We start from the raw sequence: 11600 nt of genomic DNA on the forward strand, positions 1-11600 counted from the left end.
GAAATTAGTAAAAGCTGTTTGTAAATGTCTTAACCCTTGTTGTAAAGGTACACAGCTTACCTCATTGAGAAAGTCTAATTCTTCTTGCTTTTTCCAATCGGTCAACATTGAAGAAGTTTGAGCATATCCTACTCTTTCTTGTCTTTCATACCATGCTTGTGTTCTGAGATGGAGTGCCTTATTGTAAACTAATCTTACACAGCCCAAAGTGCGCCGCAATAGCGACTCTTGTTCTGGTGTGGGGTAAAATCGAAACGAATAGGCTTTTTCCATATCTCGCATTCTAGCATATATCGTGTAAATGCGCTAATATTTAACAGTAAAGCCGTCGTAGAACGACGGGGTTTCAGACCCAAATTTTCGATGATTAACTAGGATCGAAAAGGGTCAACCACTGCCAAAACCAATCAGACATCAAGATAGAAGATAAATCTAAAGAAAGTGTAAAATTATCAGAAATTACTGATTTTTTTTAGTATTCTGGCCCTGGAAGGCTGATAGTTTCCCCATGAGAACGGCAAATTGAAGATAAAAAAATAACTATTTTTTAATATCTTATAACAGTTTAATCCGTTTTGATGGGAGATAACCTAAAAGTAAAATCATTCAACCTTGATATAGAGATGAAAAAGTATCTAGCAGAGTTCATCGGGACGTTTTGGCTCGTTCTCGGCGGTTGTGGTAGTGCCGTTTTAGCGGCAGTATTTGTGGGTAAAGCCAAGAGTGTCGTAGATGGTGCTGATTTTAATATCCATCTGGGGATTTCTTTTGTGGGTGTCTCCCTCGCTTTTGGTTTAACGGTTCTTACCCTTGCCTACGCTTTCGGGCATATTTCGGGGGGACATTTTAATCCCGCCGTTTCCTTCGGTCTCTGGGCCGGGAAACGCTTCCCCGGTTCGGAACTACTTCCCTACATCATCGCTCAAGTTTTAGGGGCGATTTTAGCGGCGGTAATTATCTACATTATTGCCAGTGGTCAACCTAGTTTCGCTCTGGGAGGCAGTAACCCTCTGGCCACCAATGGTTACGGAGAACATTCTCCCGGTGGTTACAGTTTATTCGCCGCTTTGGTCACGGAAGTGGTCTTGACCTTCATGTTCTTAATTATCATTTTAGGCTCTACCGATCGACGCGCTCCGGCGGGTTTTGCTCCCATCGCTATTGGTTTAGGATTGACCTTAATTCACTTAATTAGCATTCCCGTGACCAATACCTCCGTTAACCCCGCTCGTAGTACCGGTGTTGCTCTTTTATGCGGTAATATGGCTCTCGTTGGTCAATTATGGTTATTCTGGATTGCTCCCATTGTTGGGGCCTTGGCTGCGGGTTTCCTCTACAATAGTTTCTTTGAAGAAACATTAGAAGAAAGACAAGTTAGAGAAGATGTGGAAAGTTACCGCTAAAGTTTGATTGCTTAAAGAGTCAAGTGCTGATAGCGATTCCTGTGGGGTCGCTATTTTTTTCGTCCCCACCGACAAAATTGAGCAGCGCTCGTCGTCCCTGCTCGCCTCGATCGAGTAAAGTAATCTCTAGATAATTTTCCGGCAAAAAAGTTAAACGTTCCGACCATTCGATCGCCACTATCCCTAAATCCACCTCGATTCCCTGCCAATAATTTTCTAGGTACAGCGCCTCGATATCTTGACCCTGCAAACGATACAAATCCAAATGATACAAAGGAAGGCGGCCTTCGCTATACTCGTTAACGAGGGTGAAGGTAGGACTAGCTATAGGCTCTTGAATACCCAATCCTAAGCCAATTCCCTGTACTAAGGTGGTTTTTCCCGCTCCCAAATCGCCTTTTAATAAAATTACACTCCCAGGGGCCAGGGTTTGCCCCAGTTTTTCCCCTAAATTGACAGTAGCTTCTCGATCAGGCAAGTCGATAATCATTTTTTCCGCTAAGTAGGTGGGTGGAATTAAATATAAGATGAACGTAGGTTGGGTTGAAGCATGAAACCCAACGCCCGCATGGTTTACGCTACCGCTAACCCATCCTACAAATAATTGTGCCTCCCTACTTAGGAGGCCAATTAACCACTGATTTTAATATAGCGATCAGAGCAGCTTTCTGACCTCCTTGGCTCTGGGAGACTCAATCTGGTCTTTATGATCGAGAAAAATAGAAGCAGTTAAACTAATCTCTTATCTCTTAGTCTTGCCTTTGGTCAAATAGTCGCCATCAAGACAGAGATAAACGATCGGTGAAACCTTCCGGTAGATTAGACTAAATGGGAGTTGGTTAACTGCTTTTATAAAATTGATTGTTCCCTAACCATCAGCATTATCTAGGGTCGAAGGCAATAAAACAACCGAAGTTTAGGACTTTAAGCCAGAAGTTAAGAAAAAAAGTGAAATTATTATTTTTGAGTAATGGCCACGGTGAAGATGAGATCGCAATCCGGATTATTAAAAGACTGCAATCATCTCCCCACTGTCCGGGTATTACTGCTTTACCCCTAGTGGGTAACGGTTATGCTTATACTCGTCTGGGGATTCCCCTTCTCGATCGAGGTCAAAAAATGCCCTCTGGGGGTTTTATCACCAGGGATGCCAAACAATTATGGCGAGATCTGCGGGAGGGATTATTAGGATTAACCTCCCGTCAATACCGTCTGGTCAAAAATTGGGGCCAAGAAGGGGGAAAAATTGTCGCAGTGGGAGATATCTTACCCCTGGCCCTTGCTTGGTTGAGCGAGACAGATTATGCTTTTGTGGGAACGGCTAAATCAGAATACTATCTCCGGGATGAGCAGGGATGGTTAGATAGTAGCTCGATGATCGATCGCCTCTGGGGTTCCTACTATTATCCCTGGGAACGCTGGTTAATGGCCCGTCCTCGCTGTCGGGGGGTTTTTCCCCGGGATAGTTTAACTAGCAAAATTTTACAACAGTGGTCAATTGCCGTTGTCGATGGGGGTAATCCGATGATGGATGACCTTTTACCCTCGATAACGGGCGATTTTCCCCAAGATTGCCTAACTATTCTGCTGCTACCCGGTTCGCGCTTTCCCGAATCTCTCCACAATTGGCAGCAAATTCTCGCAGCTGTGGCCGCCATGATCGGCCGTTTTCCCGATTACAAGCTGGAATTTTTGGCGGCGATCGCTCCTTCTCTCCCCCTAGAATCTTTTACGGCTGCTTTAATTTCCCGGGGTTGGCGAGAACATAGCACAAATAAGTTTATTTGTCAAGAGGTATTTATAACTATTTCTCAAAGGGATTACGCCGAATATTTAGGCCGCTGCCATCTGGCCATCGCCATGGCGGGAACTGCCACGGAACAGTTCGTCGGTTTGGGTAAACCAGCGATCACAATTGCGGGATCTGGACCACAGTTTACTCCCCATTTTGCCAAACTGCAACAGCGTTTATTAGGCTGTTCAATTCTCTTAGGCGATAGTGCCGAGTCAGTGGCAGACAAGTTAGAATATTTATTACAAAATCCCCCACAGTGGCAAGAAATCGCCGTTAATGGTCGTCAGAGAATGGGATCGGCCGGGGCCTCCGATCGCATTGCCCAATGGTTACTAGACAATTTTTGCCCTTAAATGAAAGTATCGGTCTGATTTTCGCCCCTAGTGGGCCAATCAAAAACAGTTTCTAGGGCGATTTTTTGGGCGCTTGGTTGTTGTCCATAGCTGAAAAGATGGGGAATTTCTCCGCTTTGTTGACGAAACCACTGGAAAACGTAGGGACTACCATAAATAATCAATGCTTGAATCTGTCCGGTTTTCAGCAAAGCTTGATAGATAGCTTTCGTTTCCTCCCCTAATCCGGCACTACCCCGAAAAGGATTACCACGGATGAATACTTGTAGGAGAGTCGTTTCCGGGGAGATGAGGGACTGATTAAAGGTGCTACGGTCGATTATTTGGGTTTGATAACCCCATTGTCGGGGAATTGTCACCGCCGGACAAGAGCGATCGAGAAAGTCACAGTTGAGTAAATCATCGATAATGATTAAATTGCGGCCTTGAGTGGCTTTAATGGGTAAATTACCGCTAACTGTTTGGGAATCTTTTAAAATATCGCTGACAATCTCTAGAGCTTGCGGTGCCGCTAAACTGCTTAAGGATTCTAAGGATGGCTGTCTTTGCCCTAATTTCTCTTTTGCTCGTTGAATACGCTGCCAAGAATCATTAATTCTGGCTTCGCTAATTGTACCCCCTTGCACGGCACTATACACCGCTTCGATCGCTTCGATCGGATCGGGAGGCATTAACAGTATATCAGCCCCCGCCTGTACCGCCCTCACTGCTATGGCGGCAGCACTGGCAATTTTAGTCACTCCTCCCATAATCAGGGCATCAGTGACGATTAAACCCTGAAAACCGAGATTTTGGCGCAGTTTTTCCCCGATAATTTTCGAGGAAAGAGTGACGGGAAATTCGGCATCCCAAGCGGGAATTAACAGATGGCCTGACATAATACTATCAACCCCTGACTCGATCGCCGCTTGAAAGGGGGGCAATTCGATCGCTTCTAGGCGATCATGATCGTGGTTGATGATGGGAAGATCGAGATGGGAGTCATTGCTGGTGTCACCGTGGCCGGGAAAATGTTTGGCCGTGGTCAAAACTGGATAGGAATTCGCCCCTAAAATAAAAGCTTGAGCTAGATTAGCGACGATTTCAGGAGTTTCAGCGAAGGAACGAATATTGATAACCGGATTGTCGGGATTATTGTTCACATCGACAATTGGGGCTAAAATCCAGTTAATCCCGATCGCTAGGGCCTCCTTAGCCGTAATTGCTCCCATTTCCCTAGCATATTCTGTGGCTTTTGTCAAGCTTTTTTCAGCTATTTTTCCTAAAGCCATCGGGGGGGGAAACCAAGTAGCACCGGAAAACCTTTGGCCGACTCCCTCCTCGATATCGGCAGCAATGAGCAGAGGATTATCCCCGGACCAACTTTGTAATTGTTGGCTGCGGAGAGCGATTTCGGCTGCGCTGCCTCCTAAGAGAATCACCCCACCGAGGTGGAGGGTTTCTAACCAATGTTTTAGGGTCGCGTTGACAGGTTCCCAAGCAGGATAGCGGATTTGTTGGTCAAAGAGATAGCCGGAAGCGCGGACTACTATCATCTGACCAATACGTTCTTTTAGGGATAAAATGCGATCGCTCACTATTCAGTTATCAGTTATCAGTTATCAGGTTTAAGTTTTAAGTTCCCAGTTTTGTCTAAATCCAGTTTTGCCTAAATTTAGTTATCCTCTACTGGTCACTGGTCACTGATATCGGAATCGTCATCTTCTGGGGGTCGATCGGTTTTAATATGATCAAGAAGGTGTAACATTCGATCGCCGCGTTCAAGGGAAGAATCTTCTAGGAAGACCACTTCGGGGGTACGTCTGAGACGGATGCGTTGACCGAGTTCGCGCCGGACGAATCCCGCAGCAGCTTTTAAACCGGCCATAGTTTCGGCCTTTGCATCTTTGTTGCCGTAGATAGACACAAAAATCCTAGCGTGTTGCAGGTCGTGGGAGAGATCTACATCGGTAACGCTAACCATACCGGCACCGACCCGATCATCTTTAATTTCCATTAATAACATTTGGCTGACCTCGCGCTTAATTAGCGAGGACACGCGAGATACTCGACGGTCGTTAGCCATAATTTTTGTCCCCTAAAAACAGCGAAACCCTTACCATTGTATCAAGCTAATCCGAGCATGGCTTTGAGGGTGAAATAAAGAAAGGCGAAAGTTCCCCCCAGAAAGCCCACAAGTGCGATCGCTGTGAGGGGATTTTTTAATAAAGGGGCCAACCAGCCGAAAAAGGCGAAGAAAATCCCTAAACTAAAGCTAATCAGATAGCGGGGGTAACGGCTCACGTTATCAAAAAAGTCGCCCATAAATTTTATTTATTATCTTTGTCCGTAAGTAATTATAGCAGTAAGCTTCGATGCTGCCACGCCGCCCGATTAATGGGACTTAACAGAATCTCGAGACTTTTGTACTATTTAGTCGTATAACTATCTGGCTGGAGAGAAATATGGAATCACTCTACTCTAGATAAGTAGCTGGTTATAATTAAATTAAAAATGGATTTTAGGTTCGATCCCCCCTTAGTCCCCCCTTGATAAGGGGGGAAGCCGAAGGCGGGGGGATCCCCCTTGATAAGGGGGGTGCCGATCCCCCCTTAGTCCCCCCTTGATAAGGGGGGCATCTGATAACTTTTAACGCCTACCTACTTACAGTTAAGGGTACAGCTACTTTCAAGATCGTGACGGGCATCGATCGATCCCTGAATTTGGGCTAACTAAAAGAGGATAATTAATAGCCGGATGACAGCGATAGAATAGGGATTTTTAAAACTTAGCTCCAAACTAACTTTTGGATGGGTGCAAGGTTGGCATTGATACCTTAATACCTTGATTCAGCAACGACTAAGAATGCGGTGCTGGGGTAGAGGGTGATTAGATGGATAAATTATAATTTTTAAGAAAATCTTAAAAAGGCTGTTGTATGGAAAAAATCCGTCTAGGATTACAGTTATGCTCGTCGAACAGTAAGGTCGATAATAAGTTCGCAAGAATAGTTAAAATTAAACACTTATTTCCTAATTCATGTATATCCTATGTTAAAAATTGCCACAATTCCCTATCCAATTGTCACAAAATACAAAAGCCTGTTTGGACAGGCAGAACCAATAGTAAAAAACCCTATTTGGTTGAACTGTTTTGCTCGTGGTGTCGATGGTCGTGTTTATCGAAAGTGGTTCGACAACAACGCCGGGTGGAAACCATCTGACTTTGATTGGCAGCCGCTTGGGGGAGGGATTACGGATTACCCCGTTGCAGTTGCATGGTCTAGCAATCGACTTGATATTTTTGCCCGCGGTGTTGATGGCGCTCTGTATCACAATTATGGAAGTAACAACGATAAACCTTTAGCAGGATGGGAACTACTGGGTGGTCTGATTCAAGGTTCTCCTACAGTTGTTTCTTGGGGAAATAATCGAATCGATATTTTTGCCCGTGGCACGGATAATGGTATTTACCACAAGTGGTGGGATGGGAAGGGATGGAAACCCTCACAATTAGATTGGCAACCCCTGCTGGGGGTTGAAACATCTGAGCCTCCTGCCGCAGTAACATGGTCTAAAGGTCGTTTAGACGTTTTCGTACTCGGTTTAGACGGGAATGTCTATCATAACTATGGAAATGGCAATCCTAACAACTGGAGCGGATGGGAAACACTAGGTGGCTCACCGTTAAAAGGATCGCCAACGGTTGTTTCTTGGGGGGATGAGAGGATTGATATTTTCGTCCGGTCGTGGGATGGTACCATTAAACACAAGTCGTGGGATGGAGTATTTCCCTGGAAACCATCACAATTAGATTGGTATGATGTGGGTGGTCCAATTAATACCAATAGACCTGGTACATCTGACCCTCCTGCTGCGGTTGCATGGTCCAAAGGCCGGCTAGACGTATTTATACGCGAACAAAAAGATGGGGCTGTGTATCATAATTATGGCAATGGAAGTCCTAGCAGTTGGAGTGGATGGCAATCACTGGGGGGCAAAATCCAAGGACCTCCTACAGTTGTTTCTTGGGGAACTAACAGGCTTGATGTTTTTGCCCGTGGGATGGATGATGGGGTTTGGCACAAGTGGTGGGATGGCGTTTCCCCCTGGAAGGGTTGGGAATTATTAGATAAACCAGTGAGTCCATCAATCGTTGTTTTTACTACAAAGAATCAAACTGGTGGAGCCATAAGGGTTAGTGGTAAAGGTTTTACCCCTGGTGGAAGAGTCAAGTTCTATGTTGAGAATCTAGTCAATCAAAAGAATCCATTCCATCTGACGGAAGATCTTGCAGATGCACAGGGACAGTTTTCGGAAAAAACTAATTTCTTCCAGGCCAACTGTTGGCGAAATCAAGTTAATCCTGCTGTAATTCGCGCAGTTGATGTGGTGACTGGTGCATCAGCAACAGGGACATCAAATGCTTATACTTGCTAATTGTTTATTAAGAGTGTAGAGTGTAGGGTGCGTTAGGCGGCTATCAATTTAGTCAAAAAACCAAAATTAATAATTCGCCGTAACGCACCACCTCTATTATTAAATTGGTGCGTTACGCTATTGAAGGGCGCACCCTACGAGTAATATGACTACAAGCTTTACTTTCTAAGGCGGATTTGGTATGACAGTTTGGCCTTCCCGACTTTATGGGGTACAATGTTCGTAGGCAATACATTGATCTCTTGCAAGAGGGAAGTAAAATGATTATTAGTCTGATAAAAAAACAAGAAAAATAAAATCTGTTCCCTGATCCCAACTAGCAATACAAATGTTCTATCACTTACTTATATGGATATTCAAACCCTTTTAGAATGGACAGATAAACAGGTATTAGAGAAAACCGGTAAACATCTTGATTCATTGCAAGAATCCATCTTACAGGGTATTTGGGAACATCAAGATTACGAAGAAATTGCCAAAGATAATCAGCGCAGTTATGACCATATAAAAAAAGAAGCATGGAAATTATGGCAACTGCTATCAGATGTTTTTGAAGAAGATATAAAAAAGTCTAATGTTCGTTCTATTTTAGAAAATAAAGCTTCATCTATTATTTATCACTTTGTTAACTATCATTGTAATAATATCGGCAATAACCATATAAATATCTGTAGAGAAAATAATCCCTATTCAGAAAACAACTTAAAAAAGTCTTAAAATTTTCCAGATAATGATCATCAATCCCCCATAATTAACCTAACAAAAGCCCCTGAATTAAGGTATAACTATGGACGTAAGTTAGAAATATCAACCTTAAAAGAATGGCTAGATAATAAAACTAGATTAATTACTATTTATGGGTTAACTGGAATCGGAAAAACAGCTTTAACCCTTAAATTAGTTTCAGAAATTGCCCCACAGTTTGATTATATTATTTATCGCAGCCTGGAAAATATTCCTCAATTAATCGCTCTCAAAGATGATCTAAAACAGTTTTTCAACCAATCTCTATCAACCCCCTTACCTGATATAATAGATTATCTAAGCTCCTATCGTTGTTTAATTATTCTTGATGATGTGCAGAATATTTTTAAACCGGGGGAATTAGCAGGTAAATATTTAAGCGACTGTCAGGATTATCATAAATTTTTTCAGCAAATTGCTACCACATCTCATCAAAGTTGTTGGATTTTAATTAGTTGGGAACTTCCCAGAGATTTTGTCACCTTAAAATCCGATAAAATTAAAACTTTATACCTGCAAGGTTTAACAACAGAATTTGAAGAAATCTTCAAAGAATACGGTTTAAAAAGTGAGGAGAAATGGACAGAACTGAGGGAACTTTATCAAGGTCATCCTAACTGGTTAAATATCATCTCCTCAACCATTATTGAACTATTTGATGGAGAAGTATCCTTATTTTTAGAACAAATGAACAATGAAATTTATTTAGGGGATATAGAAAACTCGATCGAATGTCATTTACAGCGTTTATCCGCAGCAGAAAAAAAGGTGATACACTGGTTAGCTAATCAAACTGAAGCGGTAGAAAAATTTCCTAAAACTGCTAATCTTGACCTTTCTCAATCCCAATTTTGGGCAGCTATTCAGTCATTAATGAGACGCTGTTTACTGGACAAATTACCATCAGAAACCTCGTCCTATTTTCCCATTAATCCTGTGTTTAAATCCTATCTTCAAAGAAATCCTAACGATTAGGATTATCTCTTTACAAATAAATGCGATCGCATTTTTACCTTTAACTATTTTGTAAGACTTGTAAGAATAAATTTGGCGATAAAATTTGTGTATGATAATGCTTTAGCGGTAAAATGTGTTTTTTATCTAAAGAAACTAGATAATCAGCACCTATTTCGTAAGCGGCTGCCAAAAACATATTAAGTAGGTGGGTGGAATTAAATATAAAATGAACGTAGGTTGGGTTGAAGCATGAAACCCAACACCCGCATGGGTTACGCTACCGCTAACCCATCCTACAAATAATTGTGCCTACCTACTTATCATTTGGATCAACCTGATCGAGTAGCGTTGCTTGATAAATGCCTTGAATTTTGATAGCAGTATAAAAAATAGCCCTTAAAATATCCTTAATATCATTTCTGTCAATATTTTTCACTAATAGTTTTTCAACCAATTCCTCCAATAATTGAGGAGAAATAACTAACTTAAATCTACCCTCTCACCAATAACGAATAATTTGACAAGGCACACTGGATTTTTACTTAACAAAGCTGAAAGAAAAACCGAAGTATCAAGAATAACAAGAGGTGAATCTTGAGCAAACATCATAGTAAATCAGATTCTTCTAAGTTTCCTGAAATTCTCACACAAGCGTCATCAAATTTTTGCCAAACTTCATGATAACAATTATCGGGCATATTTTGAACCTCATTTAATGTTTCCATAATCAAATCTTTGGCCTGTTTTCTATTTACATTTTCTTTTAAAACTTCTAAATGCTTGTGTAACTGTTCTAATAACCATTGTTTATCTTCAAACGAAAAATTTCGTAACTTTTGTTCCAGTTCAATAATTTGAGGGGCTATCATAAAATTAACTCCTGACCAAGATTAGTTTAGTTTAATGATAACAAAAGCTTCAAATTTAAAGCTTCAACTAAAGATTACCTTGTTATAAATATCTGCTATCTCCACCTCAACCCCCAAAGAGTTTAAATGAATTATCTTATCAGATTCATAAGCTGTAAACAACCAAAGATCGCCTTCCTTTTGAAAATGTTCAATATAACATTTTTCCTGAGAAATCAATAAATATTCCTGAAAAGTTGCAATGGTTCGATAAGCGGCAAACTTTTCTTCTCTGTCGTAACTTGCCGTTGCAGCAGACAAAACCTCAGCGATTAAAACAGGATTAATTAAAGTATCTTTGCGTCCTTCTTGATAAATAAGAGGTTCAGGCATCACCATAATATCAGGATAGGTAGCTATTTGACGCTCAGGTATCCATAAACGCTGATCGGTGACAAAAACGGCATAGGGTTGATTCTTTAGTCCAGTATATAAAGCCACTAATAAATTACTAATAATGCGATTATGAGTCGGTGTCCCTCCTGTCATAGCAATAATTTTTCCATCCAGATATTCATGACGAGTTTGGGATTGTATTTCCTGCTCAAAATATTGACTAAGAGTATATTTTCCAGTGAGAGCGGTCATAATGATGATTGTTTAAGAATAAACATTTTCCAGCGTTTTTCATTGTTCCCCAATTCTAACAACAAAAAAGCACCCCCTCGCGGGAGTGCCTTTTCGTTCAGACTAGGAATTAACCATTGATAGCGGGAGCAATCAGAGCTACAGGAGCCTGTTCACCACTAGCTAAGTCTAAGGGGAAGTTATGAGCATTACGCTCGTGCATTACTTCCATACCGATACCAGCGCGGTTTAACACATCGGCCCAGGTACCGATTACACGACCTTGAGAATCGAGAATCGACTGGTTGAAGTTAAAACCATTGAGGTTAAACGCCATGGTGCTAACACCCATTGCCGTAAACCAGATACCGATTACCGGCCATGCACCCAAGAAGAAGTGCAGAGAACGGCTATTGTTGAAAGAAGCGTATTGGAAGATTAAACGTCCGAAGTAA

At 41.9% G+C, this 11600-nt stretch carries 11 protein-coding genes and 2 pseudogenes; 4 read left to right on the top strand and 9 right to left on the bottom strand.

The window, feature by feature from the left end:
* Positions 1–273: helix-turn-helix domain-containing protein (locus tag O9324_RS18330; protein ID WP_288140938.1), on the bottom strand; the 273-nt coding region annotated here is incomplete at its 3' end.
* Between the two features lie 350 nt (positions 274–623).
* Here O9324_RS18330 and aqpZ point away from each other — a divergent pair.
* The gene (gene aqpZ, locus O9324_RS18335) at positions 624–1403 is read left to right on the top strand and encodes an aquaporin Z (protein WP_223210275.1); all 780 of its coding nucleotides are present in this window, start codon (positions 624–626) and stop codon (positions 1401–1403) included.
* A 19-nt stretch (positions 1404–1422) separates the two neighbouring features.
* Here aqpZ and tsaE read toward each other — a convergent pair whose 3' ends face one another.
* Positions 1423–1893, bottom strand: a complete 471-nt coding sequence (tsaE, locus tag O9324_RS18340; protein ID WP_002759256.1) for a tRNA (adenosine(37)-N6)-threonylcarbamoyltransferase complex ATPase subunit type 1 TsaE — start codon at positions 1891–1893, stop codon at positions 1423–1425.
* A gap of 458 nt (positions 1894–2351) precedes the next feature.
* On the opposite strand from tsaE, the gene O9324_RS18345 reads away from it, so the two are divergent.
* On the top strand, positions 2352–3551 hold the full coding sequence (locus O9324_RS18345; protein ID WP_288140939.1) for a lipid-A-disaccharide synthase-related protein: 1200 nt from the start codon (positions 2352–2354) through the stop codon (positions 3549–3551).
* Here O9324_RS18345 and O9324_RS18350 read toward each other — a convergent pair.
* The 3 genes from O9324_RS18350 to O9324_RS18360 form a co-directional block, all read right to left on the bottom strand.
* Positions 3548–5128 (bottom strand): glycoside hydrolase family 3 N-terminal domain-containing protein, encoded by a 1581-nt coding sequence (locus O9324_RS18350; protein WP_288140940.1) that lies wholly within the window; start codon positions 5126–5128, stop codon positions 3548–3550. The two genes, O9324_RS18345 and O9324_RS18350, sit on opposite strands and share 4 nt — an antisense overlap.
* A gap of 95 nt (positions 5129–5223) precedes the next feature.
* Positions 5224–5616, bottom strand: coding sequence for a 30S ribosome-binding factor RbfA (gene rbfA / locus O9324_RS18355; RefSeq protein WP_288140941.1), 393 nt, complete (start codon positions 5614–5616; stop codon positions 5224–5226).
* Between the two features lie 41 nt (positions 5617–5657).
* The gene (locus tag O9324_RS18360) at positions 5658–5855 is read right to left on the bottom strand and encodes a DUF751 family protein (protein WP_002737592.1); all 198 of its coding nucleotides are present in this window, start codon (positions 5853–5855) and stop codon (positions 5658–5660) included.
* Between the two features lie 725 nt (positions 5856–6580).
* Here O9324_RS18360 and O9324_RS18365 point away from each other — a divergent pair.
* A complete protein-coding gene (locus tag O9324_RS18365) occupies positions 6581–7969 on the top strand; it encodes a PLL family lectin (RefSeq protein WP_287628384.1) in 1389 nt (462 codons plus the stop codon).
* Positions 7970–8317: 348 nt separating this feature from the next.
* Positions 8318–9688 (top strand): annotated as a pseudogene (locus tag O9324_RS27285) (helix-turn-helix domain-containing protein).
* 295 nt (positions 9689–9983) lie between these two features.
* Here the strand turns inward: O9324_RS27285 and O9324_RS18380 are convergent.
* The 4 genes and pseudogenes from O9324_RS18380 to O9324_RS18395 form a co-directional block, all read right to left on the bottom strand.
* Complete coding sequence (locus tag O9324_RS18380; RefSeq protein ID WP_256377346.1) at positions 9984–10106, bottom strand: hypothetical protein; 123 nt, start codon at positions 10104–10106, stop codon at positions 9984–9986.
* Positions 10107–10275: 169 nt separating this feature from the next.
* Complete coding sequence (locus tag O9324_RS18385) at positions 10276–10539, bottom strand: hypothetical protein (protein WP_288140944.1); 264 nt, start codon at positions 10537–10539, stop codon at positions 10276–10278.
* 63 nt (positions 10540–10602) lie between these two features.
* Positions 10603–11166: a Uma2 family endonuclease gene (locus O9324_RS18390; protein ID WP_193959817.1), complete on the bottom strand. Its 564-nt coding sequence runs from the start codon at positions 11164–11166 to the stop codon at positions 10603–10605.
* Between the two features lie 109 nt (positions 11167–11275).
* Positions 11276–11600 (bottom strand): annotated as a pseudogene (locus tag O9324_RS18395) (photosystem II q(b) protein); the annotation flags it as partial.

Origin of the sequence: Microcystis sp. LE19-84.1B (genome assembly GCF_027531875.1) — a bacterium.
Taxonomy (GTDB): domain Bacteria; phylum Cyanobacteriota; class Cyanobacteriia; order Cyanobacteriales; family Microcystaceae; genus Microcystis; species Microcystis panniformis.